This window comes from Pseudomonas sp. 29, assembly GCF_002754355.1.
Classification (GTDB): Bacteria; Pseudomonadota; Gammaproteobacteria; order Pseudomonadales; family Pseudomonadaceae; genus Aquipseudomonas; species Aquipseudomonas neuropathica.
The window spans coordinates 2093401-2111465 of record NZ_PEEY01000001.1; the positions used below are offsets into that span (position 1 = coordinate 2093401).

General features: G+C 60.7%; 15 protein-coding genes. 9 read left to right on the forward strand and 6 right to left on the reverse strand.

The genetic code is table 11. From position 1 onward, the window contains the following. The first annotated feature begins 225 nt into the window (after positions 1-225). The 6 genes from CLU80_RS09740 (at position 226) to CLU80_RS09765 (ending at position 4259) form a co-directional block, all read left to right on the forward strand. Positions 226-876, forward strand: a complete 651-nt coding sequence (locus CLU80_RS09740; RefSeq protein WP_064118832.1) for a DedA family protein — start codon at positions 226-228, stop codon at positions 874-876. A gap of 4 nt (positions 877-880) precedes the next feature. Then, positions 881-1693 carry a M90 family metallopeptidase gene (locus CLU80_RS09745; protein ID WP_099757284.1) on the forward strand — a complete coding sequence of 271 codons (813 nt, stop codon included), beginning with the start codon at positions 881-883 and terminating at the stop codon, positions 1691-1693. A 112-nt stretch (positions 1694-1805) separates the two neighbouring features. After that, complete coding sequence (gene ppa, locus CLU80_RS09750; protein WP_003205933.1) at positions 1806-2333, forward strand: inorganic diphosphatase; 528 nt, start codon at positions 1806-1808, stop codon at positions 2331-2333. A gap of 223 nt (positions 2334-2556) precedes the next feature. Beyond that, positions 2557-3303, forward strand: a complete 747-nt coding sequence (locus CLU80_RS09755) for a S24 family peptidase (RefSeq protein WP_093434520.1) — start codon at positions 2557-2559, stop codon at positions 3301-3303. Positions 3304-3733: 430 nt separating this feature from the next. Beyond that, complete coding sequence (locus CLU80_RS09760; RefSeq protein ID WP_016984130.1) at positions 3734-3973, forward strand: type II toxin-antitoxin system RelB/DinJ family antitoxin; 240 nt, start codon at positions 3734-3736, stop codon at positions 3971-3973. Beyond that, positions 3963-4259, forward strand: a complete 297-nt coding sequence (locus tag CLU80_RS09765) for a type II toxin-antitoxin system RelE family toxin (protein WP_016984129.1) — start codon at positions 3963-3965, stop codon at positions 4257-4259. Before CLU80_RS09760 ends, CLU80_RS09765 begins: the two co-directional genes overlap by 11 nt. 54 nt (positions 4260-4313) lie before the next feature. Here CLU80_RS09765 and CLU80_RS09770 read toward each other — a convergent pair whose 3' ends face one another. The 6 genes from CLU80_RS09770 to CLU80_RS09795 are packed head-to-tail and all read right to left on the reverse strand — an operon-like array spanning position 4314 to position 14509. After that, a complete protein-coding gene (locus CLU80_RS09770) occupies positions 4314-5126 on the reverse strand; it encodes a YfaP family protein (protein ID WP_099757285.1) in 813 nt (270 codons plus the stop codon). A gap of 3 nt (positions 5127-5129) precedes the next feature. Continuing rightward, on the reverse strand, positions 5130-6749 hold the full coding sequence (locus CLU80_RS09775) for a DUF2300 domain-containing protein (protein WP_099757286.1): 1620 nt from the start codon (positions 6747-6749) through the stop codon (positions 5130-5132). 1 nt (position 6750) lies between these two features. Further along, positions 6751-11325 carry an alpha-2-macroglobulin family protein gene (locus CLU80_RS09780; protein ID WP_099757287.1) on the reverse strand — a complete coding sequence of 1525 codons (4575 nt, stop codon included), beginning with the start codon at positions 11323-11325 and terminating at the stop codon, positions 6751-6753. Further along, on the reverse strand, positions 11322-11972 hold the full coding sequence (locus CLU80_RS09785) for a DUF1175 domain-containing protein (protein WP_095122135.1): 651 nt from the start codon (positions 11970-11972) through the stop codon (positions 11322-11324). The genes CLU80_RS09780 and CLU80_RS09785 overlap by 4 nt, the downstream gene beginning before the upstream one ends. Continuing rightward, positions 11957-13669, reverse strand: coding sequence for a DUF2138 domain-containing protein (locus CLU80_RS09790; RefSeq protein ID WP_099757288.1), 1713 nt, complete (start codon positions 13667-13669; stop codon positions 11957-11959). The genes CLU80_RS09785 and CLU80_RS09790 overlap by 16 nt, the downstream gene beginning before the upstream one ends. Before the next feature lie 48 nt (positions 13670-13717). Further along, the gene (locus CLU80_RS09795; RefSeq protein WP_093434504.1) at positions 13718-14509 is read right to left on the reverse strand and encodes a YfaP family protein; all 792 of its coding nucleotides are present in this window, start codon (positions 14507-14509) and stop codon (positions 13718-13720) included. Positions 14510-14864: 355 nt separating this feature from the next. Between CLU80_RS09795 and CLU80_RS09800 the strand changes: the two genes are divergently transcribed. From CLU80_RS09800 to dxs, 3 genes are all read left to right on the forward strand, one after another. Next, positions 14865-15107 (forward strand): exodeoxyribonuclease VII small subunit, encoded by a 243-nt coding sequence (locus tag CLU80_RS09800; RefSeq protein WP_003228627.1) that lies wholly within the window; start codon positions 14865-14867, stop codon positions 15105-15107. After that, positions 15104-15991: a (2E,6E)-farnesyl diphosphate synthase gene (ispA, locus tag CLU80_RS09805; protein WP_099757289.1), complete on the forward strand. Its 888-nt coding sequence runs from the start codon at positions 15104-15106 to the stop codon at positions 15989-15991. The genes CLU80_RS09800 and ispA overlap by 4 nt, the downstream gene beginning before the upstream one ends. A gap of 91 nt (positions 15992-16082) precedes the next feature. Next, the gene (gene dxs / locus CLU80_RS09810) at positions 16083-17981 is read left to right on the forward strand and encodes a 1-deoxy-D-xylulose-5-phosphate synthase (protein WP_099757290.1); all 1899 of its coding nucleotides are present in this window, start codon (positions 16083-16085) and stop codon (positions 17979-17981) included. The last annotated feature ends 84 nt before the right edge of the window (positions 17982-18065 follow it).

Consider the following 18065-nt stretch of genomic DNA (forward strand, 5'->3'; position numbering starts at 1 on the left):
CATGCAGCCTGTGATGAGGGAGCCTGCTCCCTCAGCCACGTTAAATACATCCTGACAATTGTTCACACCCCGACATCCCCCGCGACAAAACCAACGCGCTTTTCATCTTTCAGACCGTATAATCCCGAGCTTTCCGGCTTGTAAGAAAAACTACACCCCGCTGTAGGCTTACACCCGAATCATCCGCACAGGCCTGCAGAGTCAGGCCGTCATACAGGTGCCCCCATGGATTTCAACCCGCTCGACCTTATCCTGCATCTCGATGTGTACCTCGATTTGCTGGTGAACAACTATGGTCCATGGATCTACGCCATCCTGTTTCTGGTGATTTTCTGTGAAACAGGTCTGGTGGTGATGCCATTCCTGCCGGGTGATTCGTTGCTGTTCATTGCCGGTGCCGTGGCCGCTGGCGGTGGCATGGATCCGGTGCTGCTGGGCGGCCTGCTGATGCTCGCGGCCATACTGGGCGACAGTACCAACTACGTGATCGGACGAACGGCGGGCGAGAAGTTGTTCAGCAACCCGAACTCGAAAATATTCCGTCGCGATTACCTGCAACAAACTCACGACTTCTACGACAAGCACGGTGGCAAAACCGTGACCCTGGCGCGTTTTCTGCCGATCATCCGCACCTTTGCACCCTTCGTCGCTGGTGTAGCGAAGATGCCCTACCCGCGTTTTTTCGGTTTCAGCGTGTTCGGTACGGTGTTGTGGGTTGGCGGTCTGGTGACATTGGGCTACTTCTTCGGCAACGTGCCGTTCATCAAGAAAAACCTGTCGTTGCTGGTCGTCGGCATCATTCTACTGTCGCTGGTACCGATGATTATCGGTGTGGTTCGCAGCCGCTTCGGCGGCACCAAAGCCCAATCGCACTAAGCCGATGTGGTCGCTGAGCGCCTGGCGTCGCCGGCGCACTCTGGCAAAGCACCCGATTGCCGACGACATGTGGCAACGGGTGCGCCATCACCTGAGCTTCCTTGACGGCATCAGCGCAGCCGAAGACCAGTGGCTGCGCGAAGCCTGCGTGCTGTTCCTTGCAGACAAACACCTGAGCGCCCTGCCCGGCGTCGAACTGCACCAGGAACAACGCCTGTTGCTCGCCGCCCAGGCGCAGCTGCCGCTGCTCAATCTCGGCGATCTGAACTGGTATCAGGGCTTCCACGAGATCGTCCTCTACCCGGACGATTTCCTCAGCCCGCAACGTCATCGTGACGCCAGCGGTGTCGAGCATGAGTGGGACGGCGAACACAGCGGCGAAGCCTGGCAGCAAGGGCCGATCATTCTTGCCTGGCCGGGTGTGATGGCCAGTGGTGGCTGGGAAGGCTACAACCTGGTGATCCACGAACTGGCGCACAAACTCGACATGCTCAACGGCGACGCCAATGGTCTGCCGCCGCTGCATGCCGACATGCGTGTCAGCGACTGGGCCGACGTCATGCAAAAGGCTTACGACGACCTCAACCGTCAGCTCGACCATGATCCTGACGCCGAAACCGCCATTGATCCCTACGCCGCCGAAAACCCCGCCGAGTTCTTTGCGGTCACCAGCGAGTACTTCTTCAGCGCCCCGGATCTGCTGCACGAGGCTTATCCACAGGTCTATGCGCAGTTGCAGCTTTTCTACCGGCAGGACCCGCTGGGCAGGTTGCGGCAACTTCAGGCCACAGACCCGGTCTATCAGGCGCACGACTAAGGTCTGCACGACTTTCGGTACATGGCGTCGACGGCAGAATATGCCTATAATCGCCGCCACTTTTTGGTCAATCCGGCCAAGTGTTTTTGGTCAACTACGGGGGCAACGCCCAATGAGCTACAGCAAGATTCCGGCTGGCAAAGACCTGCCGAACGACATCTACGTCGCGATCGAGATCCCGGCCAACCACGCGCCGATCAAATACGAAATCGACAAAGACAGCGATTGCCTGTTCGTTGACCGTTTCATGGCCACCCCAATGTTCTACCCGGCCAACTACGGTTACATCCCGAACACCCTGGCTGACGACGGTGATCCGCTCGACGTACTGGTTGTGACCCCTTACCCGGTTGCCCCAGGTTCGGTAATCCGCGCGCGTCCAGTCGGCATCCTGAACATGACCGACGACGGCGGCGGCGATGCCAAAGTCATCGCAGTACCACACGACAAGCTATCCCAGCTGTACGTCGATGTGAAGGAATACACCGACCTGCCGCCACTGCTGATCCAGCAGATCGAGCACTTCTTCGCGAACTACAAAGATCTCGAAAAAGGCAAATGGGTCAAGATCGAAGGCTGGGCCGGTGCAGACGCCGCCCGCGAAGCGATCACCAAGTCGGTTGCCGCCTACAAAGGCTAAGCAGTTGCGCTACGCGTGAGGCTTGAAGAAAACCCCGGTTGATCCGGGGTTTTTTGTGCTCGGGAAAAGCCGCCTTAAACAGAGTGTTTATGACGGACTACAGAAAAGTTTTATCTTGTGTAATTTCCCACAAGAACGTCTTACATCCCGTCGCAAAATTCAGCCCGTTTTTGAACGCCCGGTTTATTCAAACCGCTCTGGCACGGCCGTAGACTCCGTGTTTATGAGAAAGAACACTAGCGGTCCAAGATTCAAGGCACTCCTGGAAGCTGCGAACATCTCGACGACGGGTTTCGCAAAGTTCTGGGGCACGGAAGCCCAAAATGTCCACAACTGGTACACCCGGGGCGTCCCGGCGTATCGCATGGAAGAAGTCTCACGCCTGCTGTCCGTCAACAGCGAATGGCTGAAAACCGGCCAAGGCACAAAAGAGCTGCCAAGCCTGACTCCGCCAGCCAGCAATGGCGACAGCTTCGACGCTCAGGATCCCCAGGGGTCCTATCGATTCATCCATCCCAACGACATCGAACTGGCCTTCTTCAAAGAAACACCCCTGACCAACGGCTCCGACAAAACCCACGTCATCCAGGACCCTGACCTGTCCATCCGCCTGCTGCGTGCACCACTGGATCAACTGGAAATCCGCCACGCCGACGCCATCTGCGCGCACATGATCGGCAACAGCATGGCCGAACGCATCGAAGACGGCTCCATCGTCGCTATCGACCGCAGCCTGACCCAGGTCGTCGACGGTGAGATCTACGCCATCGAACACGACGGCATGCTGCGCATCAAATACCTGCACCGCATGCCCGGCAACGGCCTGCGCCTGCGCAGCCACAACAACGCCGAATACCCGGACGAAGTGTTCCGCCCGGCACAGATCGAGGAGCAAAGGATTCACATACTGGGCTGGGTGTTCTGGTGGTCGACCGTGAGCAAGCGGCGGCCGGTGGTGCCGTTTCTATGATCTCACGGCCTGCAAAGCCTCCTGTAGGAGTGAGCCTGCTCGCGATGAGGACCTGATAATCGGTACAAATCTCGAATTTGTTCGACTGCGGTTGCTCTAAACCGCACTTCAGGCTGGGAATCCACAACAAAACTCAGTATCCTGCGCCCCACATTTGCGCATCGACCCGCCCCGCGGCTCAGACAGCGCCCGACGCGGCAGACCAACGTCTGACCAAGTCCCACAGCCGGACGCAGATCCGGATGTACGTTTTGAAGGCTGGCGCGGTTTACCAAAAATAAACCAAGCCAGTCCCCGAGAAGCCGGCCACAAGCCGGCTTTTTAATGCCTGAAATAAACCCGGCCTACCGTCTGAAACATAAATTCGCGCTTGTCGAACAGAAGAGCCTCTTGGTACCGTAACGACAAACGTCATTACAGGTATTTCATCATGGCCTCCATCAACATTCGCATCGACGATGATCTGAAGCAGCGCTCCTTCGCCGAACTGGAAAAGCTGGGAGTAACTCCCTCAGAGCTTTTGCGTCAGACACTCCAATACGTCGCCGAGCGAGGCAAGCTACCCTTCAAAGCAGCATTGCTCAGCGAGGAAGATGAAGTACTCATAGCCGTAGTCACCGAACGCCTCGCGGCACCTCAACGAGTAAAGGTAAGTCTGGATGACCTATAACCTTGAATTTGATCGTCGTGCTTTAAAGGAGTGGAACAAACTCGGCGATACGGTTCGCCACCAGTTCAAGAAGAAGCTCACAGAGGTATTGGAGAATCCTCGAATAGAAGCCAATCGACTTCGCGAGCTCCCGGATTGCTACAAAGTGAAGCTGAAAAGCGCTGGCTATCGCCTGATCTATCAGGTCCTTGATCAAGAGATTGTGGTGTTTGTAATCGCAATCGGGAAGCGAGAGAGAGAAGCTGCTTACGAGGTTGCGCAGGACCGTCTTTCGCTCCTGCCCTGAGTCGGTCCAATGTCTGCGACCTGAAATTGGGCAGCAACCCGCAGCCCAATTCCCTCACGGATAACTGAACGCCTTAACCAACGTCAACTCCCCCACCGCCCGCATCGGGATCAGAAACGTCTCCATCTTCTCGCTCGGCGTACCCTCTTCAGTAATCACCGTCACCTGCGCCGTGGTCAGTGCCTGTACCGCTTCATCCCCGCCCTCGTCATCCCCGCGATACCCACCGCCGTAATAATTCACATACACCAGATACTGCCCCTTGATCGGCGCCGGCATGGCGAAGATTTCCGGGCCATAACCGGTGGTGACGTCAACGTCGAGTGCGGCGCCGTTGGCGGCGCTGCGGTTGCCGTACCAAATGTGCGCGCCGTCAGGGGTGATCAGGTGCAGGTCGAGGTCGGTGCCGTCGCTGTCCCACGCCAGCAGTACGCGCAGTTTTGCCGGGGTGGCGCCGCCGCTGGTATTGAGGAATTGCGTGCGGTGGCGTTGCTGGCCGTCGGGACTGCGTACTTCGACGCTGTTGCTACCGTTGGGGAAGGAGAACGGGCGGTCGAAGCGGCCGCTGTCGTCGATTTTCAGCGGCATGCTCACGCCGTTGACGATCAGGCGGCCGGGTTCGTTGTCCTTCCGCGCAGCTTTGATCTCGCCGCTGATGCGGGCAGTGTTGGCCTGGCCGACCGGGGTGTTGACCGATGAGGCCGGGTAATTGACGGTCTGGCGGAAGCTTTCACCCTCGCCTTCGGGGGCGCCGCTGCGCCAGCCGCCGATCGGGGTGTCGAGTTTGACGCCGTCGGCAGCGATGGCTGGCGAGAGCGCAGTCAAGGTGCAGAGCAGCAGCAAGACCTGTGGATAACGGAGTGTCATGGTCTATTCCAGCAAAAGGTGACGGGCGAGCCCTTCGATGTAGGTTTCATCCTGGCCGTTGGGGTGTGCTTCAAAGGCCAGGTGCAGATATTCGTGGGTCAGGTCGAGGCGATCCTGCAGGGTCAGTACGCCACGCACGTAGATACGTTGGCGTTCGCGGTCGACGAAGGGCCTGCCGAACGCCAGTTTGCACACGGCGAATGTGCTGACTTCGTTGTAGCCGGTTTCGCTTTCCAGCTTCGGGCGCCAGCCGCGTCGCTGTTTCTGCAGCCAGTCTTGCGCGGCGGGCAGTGCCTCGCAGGAGGCGACCGGATTGTCCCAGCGACTGAGGCTGGCGCGCGGATAGGCGTGCAGGAGGATCGCGTCGTAGCGCTGACCGGCGTTGGCCTGCTCGACGGCTTGTTGCCAGGCGAGTTTGTCCGGGCCGGGTTGATCGGAGTGATAGGTGACGGTGCTACCGGCCAGTACCAGATCCGCCGTCCACGCCGCGATGTTGCGTGACTCGGCCGAGGCTGGACGCGGGGCGACGCGTTGGCGATTGCTGCTGTCGTCGATGTTCAGGCAATCGCCGTTGCGCGTGGCGTTTTGCAGCAGATAGGTGCGGATTGCCACGGCCAGCGCTTTGGCCGCTTCGGCGGGTTCGGGTTTGGCTTCGCGCTCAAGGACGCGAGCTACATATTCTTCGCGATCAAGCCTGGCGACCAGTTTGTCGTTGAGCAGAAACAGTTCGCCGTCACTGTGGATATCCAGCGCGTTGCCATTGGCGAATTCGACGCGGTAATCGCCCTGCAACGGGCCGGACGTCACCACCCGCTCACCAGCCAAAACCCGCGTGAGCGGATAGCGCGAGAACAACCCGACTTCAACACAGCGCCCGGCTTCTGCCGGCCATGCGGCGGGCAACACCGTCGCCAGTGCCTGCCCGTAATGGCGCAAAACCATCTGACTGGTACCACGCCCACCCGCCCAGAGCGGAGATCCGTCCGCGGTCCAACCGGCGAAACCACCCTGGCGCGACTGCGGATCCTGATCGCCAAGCCAGCTCCAGGTTTTCACCCGCAAACGCCCGCCCAGTTCGCCGACGACATTACCGTCCGCCGCATTCAGCACCACATCGAGCAGCACTCGACGCGCTTGATCCTGCGCCGGCAAAGCAGCCAAGACCTTCAACAACTCAATCACGGAAACCCGTTGAGCCGGCTGTACCGACGGCAAATCCAGCAGCCACGATGGCGCCCGCCGCGCCTGCCAATACGTGCGCCAATCGGCAGAAGAAAGCCCCAATCGCGCAGGCTCAAAGTACAACCCGCAGGATTTCACCAACGCCTGATCACGCTCGATCCTGCCGCCCGCCGAGCAGCAATAAACCTCTTCCTTCGACTGTCCGCGACATTCATAAGCAGGCTCACGCGCACCGCTATCGACCAGCCATGCGTATACGAACAATTTCCACAGACTGCCCAACGGGGTATCGAGCGTCGGCGGCAAGGGCTCGCGGGCGATCAATTGCGTCTGACTCAACGACAACAACTCGCCCTTATAGGCCACGCGCAACGGCTCATCCTGCGCCGTCGCCAGCGCAGGTATCACACACATCAGCAGCCACAGCAGCGGCCGGCTCATGTCAGTTGACCGTGACCTGACCAAGGGCGGCTTTCGCTTCCTGGGCCTGATGCTGCGGCGCGTAGACCTGTTTGAAACGCACCGGCGGCAGGTTGAACTGGCCCTTTTGCGAGAAGCGCACCAGATGGCGCAAGCGCAATTCGCCGCTCAGCGCATCGACCGGCACCGCGTACGCCAGTTGACCCGGTTCGAAGCGCGCCTTCTCCAGCGCGGTCGGCTCGGTGCCGTCCTTGCCCTGCAACTTGATGCCCCAAGTGGTGCGCTCGACATCGGCGCCCGGTGGTAGCGGCACTTCGAGCATGCCGTAGCGCAGCGGTTTCGACGCTTTGCTGGTGAGGATCACTTCGTCCAGATACAGGCTGTCGCTGGACAGCGGCTTGCTGCCGATCGGCTCCAGTTTGAAGGTGAACGCTTCGTCGCCCGGCACCAGTCGCGACAGGCGACGGGTGATGGTCACGGCCATCGGATCGACTGCCGCTTGCTGGGTCTGGAAACTCAACGCCGCGCGCAGCGGACGCTCCTGCGTACCGGACACCGACAACACGCTCGGCACTGGCGTCGCGCCCTGCCACGTCCAGTACATCTCGCCGCTGGCTCCGTAGTTCTTCTTCCAGCCTTCACCCGGCGTCAGTGCAATGGTCGGCGACGCCTGGGCGATGCTGCGCTGCAGCCAGGTCAGCGCCAGCGCACGTTCGAGGGTCGATTGCTGCGGCAGCAAACGTTGCAACAACGCCGTAGCACGCGCCTGATCGAACGCTTGCAGCGACAGGTTCAGCGCCTCGGCGAACGGCTGCGAACTGACCGCCAGACGCTGTTGCGCAGCCCCTACCTGACGATTGAACGTTTCCGGCAAGGCAACCTTCGACTGCGTGGCCAACGCAGCGGTCAACACCCGCGCCGCCGCCAGACCGAGCGCCGAATCCGGATCGCTCATCACCAGACTGTCTTCGCCGTCGTCCATCAGGGTTTCGGCGTTGCCTTCACCGGCCTTGGCCAGATCCTCCATCAAGCCGCTGAGCAAGGTGTTCACCGGCAAATGCATCTGCTTGGCGAACGACAGAATCAGCGCGCGCTGCAGCAACGGTGTGTTCGGCGCTTGCTTGGCGTAGACCTCCAGCACTCGCTGCCAATGCTCCGGCGGCAAGGTCAATTCCAGCACCTGGCTAGCGTTCCAGTCGGCGTAGTAAGCGTAAGCCGTGAGGAACGCATCCGGCTCACCGTCGTAGCCCCACCAGGTGAAGCTCGCCGACGGCCCGGCCATTTGCACCAGACGCAGACGGCTGTTCTGCATGATCAGGCGCAAGCGATCACGAATCTGCGGATTCGATGCCAGCGATGGATAGGCAATGCTCAACGGCAGCAAACGGCTGGCAGTCTGCTCAACGCCGCCGTACGGATAGCTGAGCAGATCATCGAGTGCCGAGCGGAACAACGCTTGCGGGCTGTCATCCAGACGCAGGCGAATATCGGTGGCGTCGGCCGGCAGACTCAACGGTGTGTCACCGCTGGCCACGTCGAGGCTTTGAGTCTGAGTGACTTGCCAGCCGTCACCGGTCGCACTCAGGCGCACGGCGAGAGAGTCGGCGGTCTTGCCGTCCTGCACCAACTCCGCCGTCCATTCGCCGGAAGCCAATGAGAACGCCGGCAGCGGCAGATAATTGATGCCGTTGTTCAGGGTCACAGGCAGACGCTGTTCGGCGCCCGCATAGTGAGTCACCAGTTCAGCCTTGACCGGTTTCTCGGCCTGACTGAACGCAAACACGCCAAGTTGCGGCTGATCACCCTTGCGGAATTTGCTCGGCCCGCTCCACTTCAGGTACAGCGGTTTTTCCGAACGCACGAACTGCTTCTTCTGCCCGACCTGACCATCATCGGCAATTGCCCGCGCGGTGATGCGCCAGCGGGTCAGCGAGTCCGGCATCTTGAAGGTGAAACGGGTTTTGCCGTCGGCCCCGGTCAACAACTCTGGCTGCCACGCAGCGGTATCGACGTCCTCACGACGCGGCCGCTCCAGCACTTTCACCCCGCGCTCGCTGCGGTTGGCTTTGCCCGGTGCGCCGGGGCTGCCCGGCAACGCGACGTCGTAACTGATGAACGACAGGCTGGCACTGGTGCGCACGTTGTTACGGCGCGGGTGATAGAAGAACTGGTCGATGGTCGGCGCGACTTCCGGTTGCAGTGCGTAGACCATTTCGTCGACAACACTGACGGTCAGATGCGCCGGAACCGCTTTGCCGGCGAACTGGGTGGTCAGATCAACCGTGACCGTGTCGCCCGGCAGGTACATCGCTTTGTCGGTGCTGATCGCCACGTCGATTTGCGGCGCAACCACTTTGATCCCGGCGTTCTGGAAGCTGTACTGACCGCCCTTGGTGTAGAGCACGGAGAAGGTCAGGTTCGGTGCAAAGTTGTCCTTCACCGGAATGCGCGCGCGGTATTGGGTGTCGCTGAGTTTTTCCAGTTTCAACCAGTCGCCGCCCTTGGCCAGCAGCGCGGTGGCTTCGACCTTGTCGCGTTCCAGCGAGAGCAACGCATCACTGACCGGCTCCGGGAAAGTGATCAGCGCCAGCGCTTCATCGCCGGCCTTGTACTCAGGCTTGTCGAGGACGATTTCCACAGTGCCCGGTACCGCTTTGACGCCGTCGCCAGTGACCGAATGCCCCGTGGCACCGAGGACGCGACCGTGTTGATCTTTCAAGGTCAGGTTGTAAGTGCCCGGGCGTTCGAAGGCCATGCTGAAGCCCTTGTCAGTCGCCGCGAGCTTGCCTTCACCGGTGCTCTGGTCTTCCAGACGTACCCAGCCATAGGTGCTCGGCGTCACCGCTTTGCTTTGCTCGGTGCCGCCCTCGTTGGCGTAGCTGAATGCGACTTTGTCGCCGACCGCGCTGAAGCGTTGCGGCGCACTCAGACGGAAGCTCGCCGCGCCACGGTCGATAAGGATTTCCTTGGTGGTCTTGACCCGATACGCCGCGCCATCGCTGGCGAACACGGTGAGCATGTAGCGGCTCGGCTTGTCGGCGGCCGGCAGGTCGAGGCTCGCATTGCCTTTGCTGTCGGTGGTCAGTTCGGTGCTGGTCAGCTCCACCGGGAATTGCCCGAGGTATTGCAGCTCGTTGTCGACCATCGACAGTTGCTGGGCGCGCAGGCTCAGGGTCAACTTGGCGTTAGCCACCGGTTTGCCGTCCGGGTACAGCAACAGCAGACTGCCTTTGACCGGCTCGCCAGTGCGGTAATCCTGCTTGGCCAGATTCAGCGAAATCTCGAAGTGCGGCTTGATGTACTCGGCCACGCGGAAAGCGCTGCTGTAAGCCTGGTCCTTATAGTTGAAACGGATCTCGTAACCACCGGCCACAGCGTTGTCCGGCAACTGGAAGCGGCCCTGAGTGCCGGCCTTCGAATCGAGCTTCAGGTCGAGGTGTTGCAACTCAGTGCCTGTGGCGTCAAGCACGCTGACCGTGACATCTGCAGCACCCGGCAACACCGAGTCCCGCGCATTCTTGAACTCACGACCAACGATTTTCAGCGACACCCAATCACCTGGGCGATACAGCGGCCGGTCGGTGAACGCGTAGAGTTTGGTGTCGTAGATTTCGCTGTCGTAATAGAAGTTCTCGGAGACGAACACCCCGCCCTCTTCGTCCTCGCCGATGACGAACGAACGCTCCGGGCTGACGTGTTTCAGGCGCAGCAAACCGTCAGTATCGGTGGCACCGCTGCTCATCACGCCGAGGCCGTCGGTCCACAGCACATTGACCTTGGGTACCGAACTGCCTTCGTGTTTGCGCGCGGCCCAGACCAGCAATTCATCACCGGCAATCTTGCTCACCGCGACGGTGTTGGAGACGAACACCATGGTGGTTGCGCGGTACTTGCCGATCAGCGCTTCGACCAGGTACAGACCCGGCTTCAGATTGCCCAACGGGATATAAACGTTACCCGGCGCGACGCTGACGAAATCGCTCGAAGACCCGGCCAGATTGACCCCTTCCGGCGGCTGAATCGGCTTGGCCTGCCACAACGGATAACGGAACTGGCTGACCACCGGTAGACCCGGAATCAGCGCAAATTGCGGCTGCGCGTCGTACGGCGTCGGCGCTGCGATGGCGTTGCCCATCTTCAGTTCCGGCACTTCCTCGGTGACTTGTTTTCTCGATTCATAGGAGAACGCGCGCTGCATTACCCGACGGGATTTGCGGTACCAGTTGTCCCACAGGTACGCGAGGGTGTTGGACAGGCCTTCACCCTTGAACTGGCCGTCGCTGACCACGCGGTGCAGGTTCTTCTGGCGCTTGAGGAAATCCAGCGGTTTGTCGATCCGGTACACACGAATGTCGGCGCCGCCGTACGGTTCCATGCGGAAGCGACGGTAATCACGGCCCGGCGCTTCGAGGCGCACCATCGCCTGTTCATCAGCAGCAAAGCTGCTATCAGCCAGCAGGAAAAAGCTTTCGCCCGAGACCGGCGTGTAGCCGCTCGGCTCGACCGAATCTTCGGCGCTGACGGTAGCCACTGGCAGCAACAGCGCCAGCAGCAAAGTAATTCGGGAGCAGAGTCGCAACATGCGGGCACCGGTCATTGGGAGAGAAAGTTCAGTCGATAGACGCCGATGAAGTTGGGGTTGGCTGCGTCGGGTATCCATCGGGTGTCCTTCCATGTCATGAGTTGCTGCAGGCTTGCCGAACGCATGCCGTTGTCAGTGGGGGTGGTGGTGCCGGTGTGATAGGCGATGTAGCGGCCCATCCAGATCATCAGGTGCTGGTCGTCGCCCTGATCGAAAAACATCAAATCACCGGGCCGTGCCTGCGAGACGTCACGGCTGACCAGATGACTATTGAACTGAATCAGTTTGATCGCGTTGACGTAAGGCCCGACCTTGCCGCCGCCCTGCTGCCATTGCTGGGCGAGCTTGCGTTGCTCATCGCTGAGCGACAGCTCCGGCGGCAGATAACGATTGGACAGGCCGTTGCTGCGCAGCCATTTGTCGTCGTGGACTTTCAGCGCTTCGTTGGCGGCAAAACGCACCAGCCCGGCACAGTCCTGCTGATACCAGCGCGGACTTGGGCCTTGGCTCAACTGCTCTTGAGCGATGCGCACGAACCAGGCGCGAAACACCTGGGATTGCGCCGGATCGAGTGCGGGTGCTTCAACGGCGCGGGCGCCCGCACTGAGCAACAGCGCGAGCAGGCCGAGGCTGCGGATCAGTGTCGTCACAGCGCTTTCCATTCCAGCGGCAACCATTGCCAGTGGCCGTCAGGCTCGCTGCCTTCCGGCAGCGTCAGCGCGTACTTGCCGTAGCCGCCGAGGGTGCGCAGCTTCGGAATCAGATAGGTTTGCGCGGCGTTGTAGAACACCGGCTCCATGTCCTGCGGCAGGCTATCGAGGGTTTCTTGCTGCATCAGCTGCGCCATCGAATCCGGGCCGAAATAGATCGGCATCAGCACGTCTTTGGGCAACACGTCGGCCATCGGCGGGAAGCGTTTGTCGAGGGTGCCGAGGGCCTTGTCGACGAGTTTGTCGTCGAGGGAAAACAGCAGCGTCGAACCGTGGCGAGCTAGGCTGACCTTCATGAAAGCCTTGCCGGAAATCGCGTCCGGGTTCTCCGCAGTTTTCGCCGCATACGGGCCGAAGTTGGAGCTGACCTGACGCTGCCAGACGTGGTTCTGGCCTTCCTGCTTCTCGACTACCGGGAACACGTTTACTTCAACGTTGGCTTCGAATGCACCGACCATCGAACCGAACAGTTTGCCAAGATCACCGTCGAGTTTGCTGCTGTCCTCGTCTTTCAGACTGGCCACCAGCAATGGCGTGTACAACCGCGAATCGGCGTACCAGCACAGGCCTGCCGCGCCGGCCACGTGTTCGGTGAGAGTTTGCGCCACGGTTTCTTCAGCGCCGAGTTTCACCAGCAATGGTTTTTGCGGTTCGGCCGCGACCGGAAGGGTCACGCAGGCACTGGCGCCCAGCGGCATTGCTTGCCAGACCGGTTTGAAATCGAAGTCGGGCTGGTTGTCCAGTTCGTCCATGGCGAGGTAGCTGTGCCAGCCCTTGTCATCCATGTCGAAGCGCAGCCCGGCGAAGTTCGGGATGAAACGTTGATAACCCATGGCCAGAACGCTGGAGTTGACCGACAGGCGTTGCTTGGTTTCCGGAGTTTTCGCCGGCAGGCCGAACGCTTCGGGGAAGAGTTTTTCGCCATTGAGCAGCGCCGCCAGCGCTTGTGGCGAGACATGGCCGGATTCCTCGGAGGCGCCGCTTTCCGGGTCGTAATACTTGGCCGGGTTGGACAGCACCACCAGTTTGTCGCCGTGGGAGGCGAACAACAGGGCTTTGCTGGCGTTATAGGTCAGTTGATACAGCGGCACAGTGTCGCCGCCGACCTTGAGTTCGCTCATCTGACTGAGCTGCGTGTCATCCAGCGCAACCTTTGCCAATGGCTCGAGCAGTTTCGCCAGCCCACCACGATCCATCACCAAAAGGAAATCCTTCAAGCGCCCATCCGCGCCACGCCACAACGCAACGTCGGCCGGTTGATCGAAAAGCTGCTCGATCAGGCTGTCCTGCAACTTCAGATCATGCTCGTAAATGATCCGGCGCAGACTGCCAATCAGCCCCAGGCGGTCGGCGTGGGTTTCGTAATAAAAGACGAAATCTTCGGTGAGCGTGGCCTTGAGGAACGGCACCGTCAGCAAGTCCTTGGGCAACTGACTCAGCGAGCGGGTTTCCAGCAACGCATCCGGGCGGCTGAGGCCGAGCTTGTCACTGGCCAATTCCGCCGGCGGCGCCTTGGGCTTGAGCAGCAGCCAGCCAAAACCACCCGCTACACCGGCCACCAGGCACAACCCGGCCAGCAGCAAGGGCCAGCGCCGCGAAGGTTTGGCCGCTGGTGTGTCGGCAGCCGAAGTAACAGTGTTATCGCTCATCTTTTCGCTCATTTCCCAAAGCTCAGGATTTCATCCGTGGCGGAATGCTTAATAGTTGAAAGTCTTGACCAGCAGCAGATCACCGATCGCCCGCAGGGGCACGATGAACGTTTCGCGTTTTTCGTCGACGGTGTTTTCGTTGAGCACCAGCGTGATTTGCGAGGTGATCACCTCGTTCTGGTTGCTGGTCTCCTCGAAGTTATAGCCGCCGTTGCCGAAGTTGCCCCAATAGTTGACGTAAACCAGATAAGTGCCGTGCAGCGGCGCAGTCATGGTGAACATTTCCGGGCCGGGGCCGTCGACGCCATCCGGGTCGAGACCGCCGCCATTACTCAGCGCCGGCTGCGCCCAGAACGCATGCTGACCGTCGGGCGTGACAATGTGCAGATCGAGCTCGGCTTTTGGATCGTCCCAGCCCAAGACAAGACGAATTCGCGCCGGCGTGCGCAAATTGTTTGCTTCATAAAATTGCACGCGCTTGAGCGACTGGCCTTCGGCGCTGATCACTTCGACGCTGTTGGAGCCGGCGCCGAACGCGTAGGGCCGGGCGAAACGGCCCTGGTCGTCGGTGTACAGATTCAATGGATTGCCATTCACGGCGAGGCTGTGCGGCGGGCGCATATGGCCGATGGCCTTGAGCTGGCCCTGGATCATCGTGCGATTGCGCTGAATGCCGCGATCAATCGGCGGCGTGGGATAGGCGACTTGCGGGTTTTCCGTGCGATCGAGCAAGCCGTGATAGCGCCAGCCGCCCACCGGTTCCGACAGTTCAGCGCTCGGCGCGGCCGACAGCGCGGGCGCGCAGGCCAGGCCGATCAGTAGCCAAAGAAATGAACGCATGTAATGCCTCCTGCCATGCCTGAACGAAACCTTGCACCCGATCCTCGGTACTTCACAGCGGTGAAAACTGCGTTTCGTCTGAAAGACCCGTGACTATGGGGTCGTAGAAGGCGCGAAGATTAGCGATTCGGCGGTTTTTTAACAATCGGATACATGTGCAATCGCTGTAGGAAACCTGCTTTTCAAGGGGCGTGAGCCGAATAGAGAGATTATTCGGCTCACAAAATGAGCCGAATAGGTTTCAGCCATCCCGAATCGCCTCAGGAAAAAGGGCCGGTCGCACCCCGCTCATTTGCCCATAAACCCCCTATCTGCTAGTGTCGCGCCGGTTTAACGTCAACCGGAAATCGCCGCCATGGCCCGCAAAAAAGCTGCACTGGATTTCGAACAGTCCCTCGCCGACCTGCAAACATTGGTCGAGCGTCTGGAGAACGGTGAATTGTCGCTGGAAGACTCGCTGACCGCTTTCGAGCAGGGCATCGGTCTGACCCGTGATTGCCAGGCAGCGCTGGCGCAAGCCGAGCAGAAGGTGCAGGTGCTGCTGGAGCGCGATGGCGAACTCGCCGAGGAACCCTTCGACGCGGAACAGCCAGAATGATTGCGGCGTATACGGCGAGCAGCCAGACTCGGGTTAACGCGGCTCTGGAAACCCTGTTCAACGCGCCGTTACCGGAGTTGGCGCGGCTTTACGAAGCCATGCGCTACAGCGTGATGAATGGCGGCAAACGCGTGCGCCCGCTGCTCGCCTACGCGGCTTGCGAAGCGCTCGGTGGCAAGGCTGAACAAGCCAACGGTGCGGCCTGCGCGGTTGAGCTGATCCACGCTTATTCGCTGGTTCACGATGATTTGCCGGCGATGGACGACGACGATCTGCGTCGCGGCCAGCCGACCACCCACAAGAAATTCGACGAAGCCTGCGCGATTCTCGCCGGTGACGGCTTGCAGAGCCTGGCTTTCAGTGCCCTGCTCGACCCGCGCCTGAGCGATTGCAGCAGTGACATCCGCCTGCAAATGGTCACCGCGCTGGCTAATGCCGCAGGCCCGGCAGGCATGGTCGGCGGTCAAGCCATCGACCTCGGTTCGGTCGGCCTCAAACTCGATCAGAAAGCCCTTGAACAGATGCACCGGCACAAGACCGGCGCGCTGATCGAAGTCAGCGTCAAACTCGGCGCTCTGGCCAGCGGCCGTGCCGAGCAGGATGAACTCCGTGCCCTGCAGACTTATGCACAGGCCATCGGTCTGGCCTTTCAGGTGCAGGACGACATCCTCGACGTCGAAAGCGATACCGAAACCCTCGGTAAACGCCAAGGCGCCGACATCGCCCGCGACAAGCCGACCTACCCGGCGCTGCTCGGCCTCGACGCCGCCAAGGCTTATGCGCTGGAACTGCGTGATCAGGCTCTGCACGCCCTGCGACCGTTTGACGCGGCCGCCGAGCCCTTGCGCGAGCTGGCCCGGTATATCGTCGAGCGGCGCAACTGACGGCGTATCCGCCAAAAAAGACCAACGCGTGGGCAGGGGGCGATGCATCAGGTAAACTGCCGCATCTTCTATACCTATAACGATTCGCCTGATGCCCACGACGTTTCATGAGATTCCCCGCAAGCGCCCGACCACGCCCCTGCTCGACCGCGCGAACACGCCGGACGGCCTGCGCCGGTTAGGCGAAGCCGAGCTGGAAACCCTGGCCGATGAGTTGCGCCTGGAATTGCTCTACACGGTCGGTCAGACCGGTGGGCATTTCGGTGCCGGCCTGGGCGTGATCGAGCTGACCATCGCGTTGCATTACGTCTTCGACACACCGGACGACCGTCTGCTGTGGGACGTCGGGCACCAGGCGTATCCGCACAAGATCCTCACCGGTCGCCGCGAGCGCATGGGCACCCTGCGCCAGAAGGACGGCATTGCCGCGTTCCCGCGTCGCGCCGAGAGCGAGTACGACACCTTTGGCGTCGGCCACTCCAGCACTTCGATCAGCGCTGCACTGGGCATGGCCATCGCCGCCCGCCTGCAGAACAGCGATCGCAAGGCAATCGCGGTGATTGGTGACGGCGCGTTGACCGCCGGCATGGCTTTCGAGGCGCTGAACCACGCGCCGGAAGTCAACGCCAACATGCTGGTGATCCTCAACGACAACGACATGTCGATCTCGCGCAATGTCGGTGGCCTGTCGAACTATCTGGCGAAGATCCTTTCCAGCCGCACCTACGCGAGCATGCGTGAGGGCAGCAAGAAAGTCCTGTCGCGCCTGCCCGGCGCCTGGGAAATCGCCCGTCGCACTGAAGAATACGCCAAAGGCATGCTGGTCCCCGGCACCCTGTTCGAAGAGCTGGGCTGGAACTACATCGGCCCGATCGACGGCCACGACCTGCCAACCCTGATCGCCACCCTGCGCAACATGCGCGATCTGAAAGGCCCGCAGTTCCTGCACATCGTCACCAAGAAAGGCAAGGGTTTCGCCCCGGCGGAAGTCGACCCGATCGGTTACCACGCCATCACCAAACTGGAACCACTGGACGCTCCGGCCGCTGCGCCGAAGAAGGCCGGCGGGCCGAAGTATTCGGCCGTGTTCGGCGAGTGGCTGTGCGACATGGCGGCTACTGATCCGCGTCTCGTCGGGATTACCCCGGCGATGAAGGAAGGCTCGGATCTGGTGGCGTTCAGTGAACGTTTCCCGCTGCGCTATTTCGACGTGGCGATTGCCGAGCAACACGCGGTGACATTCGCGGCCGGCATGGCCTGCGAAGGCGCAAAACCGGTAGTGGCGATCTACTCGACGTTCCTGCAGCGTGGTTACGACCAGTTGGTGCATGACGTCGCGGTGCAGAACCTCGACGTGCTGTTCGCCATCGACCGCGCCGGCCTGGTGGGCGAAGACGGCCCGACCCACGCTGGCAGCTTCGATCTGTCCTACCTGCGTTGCATCCCGGGCATGGTCATCATGACCCCGAGTGATGAAAACGAACTGCGCAAAATGCTCACCACCGGCCACTTGTACAACGGCCCGGCAGCTGTGCGCTATCCACGCGGCACCGGCCCGAACGCGACGATCGACAAAGACCTCGAGCCGATTGAAATCGGCAAAGGCATCGTCCGTCGTCAGGGCAGCAAAGTCGCTTTGCTGGTGTTCGGCGTGCAACTGGCCGAGGCGCTGAAGGTGGCTGAAAAACTCGATGCCACCGTGGTCGACATGCGTTTCGTCAAACCGCTGGATGAAGCGCTGGTGCGCGAGATTGCCGGCAGTCATGAGTTGCTGGTGACGATCGAAGAGAACGCGATCATGGGCGGCGCCGGTGGCGCGGTCAGTGAATTCCTCGCGCGGGAGAACATCCTCAAGTCGATGCTGCATCTGGGCTTGCCGGACGTCTACGTCGAACACGCCAAGCCTGCGCAGATGCTGGCCGAGTGCGGGCTGGATGAGGCAGGGATCGAAGCGTCGATTCGTGAGCGTCTGGAATTGCTCAACAAGTAATCGCAATACCTGTGCAAACCCTGTGGGAGCGAGCTTGCTCGCGAATGCGGACTGTCAGTCGACTCACTCATGACTGACCCACCG

What these genes read in the sequence shown, in the direction of transcription:
- CLU80_RS09740 (WP_064118832.1), top strand. Translation starts at nt 226, where the DNA reads ATGGATTTCAACCCGCTCGACCTTATCCTGCATCTCGATGTGTACCTC.
- CLU80_RS09745 (WP_099757284.1), top strand. Translation starts at nt 881, where the DNA reads ATGTGGTCGCTGAGCGCCTGGCGTCGCCGGCGCACTCTGGCAAAGCAC.
- ppa (WP_003205933.1), top strand. Translation starts at nt 1,806, where the DNA reads ATGAGCTACAGCAAGATTCCGGCTGGCAAAGACCTGCCGAACGACATC.
- CLU80_RS09755 (WP_093434520.1), top strand. Translation starts at nt 2,557, where the DNA reads ATGAGAAAGAACACTAGCGGTCCAAGATTCAAGGCACTCCTGGAAGCT.
- CLU80_RS09760 (WP_016984130.1), top strand. Translation starts at nt 3,734, where the DNA reads ATGGCCTCCATCAACATTCGCATCGACGATGATCTGAAGCAGCGCTCC.
- CLU80_RS09765 (WP_016984129.1), top strand. Translation starts at nt 3,963, where the DNA reads ATGACCTATAACCTTGAATTTGATCGTCGTGCTTTAAAGGAGTGGAAC.
- CLU80_RS09770 (WP_099757285.1), bottom strand. Translation starts at nt 5,126, where the DNA reads ATGACACTCCGTTATCCACAGGTCTTGCTGCTGCTCTGCACCTTGACT.
- CLU80_RS09775 (WP_099757286.1), bottom strand. Translation starts at nt 6,749, where the DNA reads ATGAGCCGGCCGCTGCTGTGGCTGCTGATGTGTGTGATACCTGCGCTG.
- CLU80_RS09780 (WP_099757287.1), bottom strand. Translation starts at nt 11,325, where the DNA reads ATGACCGGTGCCCGCATGTTGCGACTCTGCTCCCGAATTACTTTGCTG.
- CLU80_RS09785 (WP_095122135.1), bottom strand. Translation starts at nt 11,972, where the DNA reads ATGGAAAGCGCTGTGACGACACTGATCCGCAGCCTCGGCCTGCTCGCG.
- CLU80_RS09790 (WP_099757288.1), bottom strand. Translation starts at nt 13,669, where the DNA reads ATGAGCGATAACACTGTTACTTCGGCTGCCGACACACCAGCGGCCAAA.
- CLU80_RS09795 (WP_093434504.1), bottom strand. Translation starts at nt 14,509, where the DNA reads ATGCGTTCATTTCTTTGGCTACTGATCGGCCTGGCCTGCGCGCCCGCG.
- CLU80_RS09800 (WP_003228627.1), top strand. Translation starts at nt 14,865, where the DNA reads ATGGCCCGCAAAAAAGCTGCACTGGATTTCGAACAGTCCCTCGCCGAC.
- ispA (WP_099757289.1), top strand. Translation starts at nt 15,104, where the DNA reads ATGATTGCGGCGTATACGGCGAGCAGCCAGACTCGGGTTAACGCGGCT.
- dxs (WP_099757290.1), top strand. Translation starts at nt 16,083, where the DNA reads ATGCCCACGACGTTTCATGAGATTCCCCGCAAGCGCCCGACCACGCCC.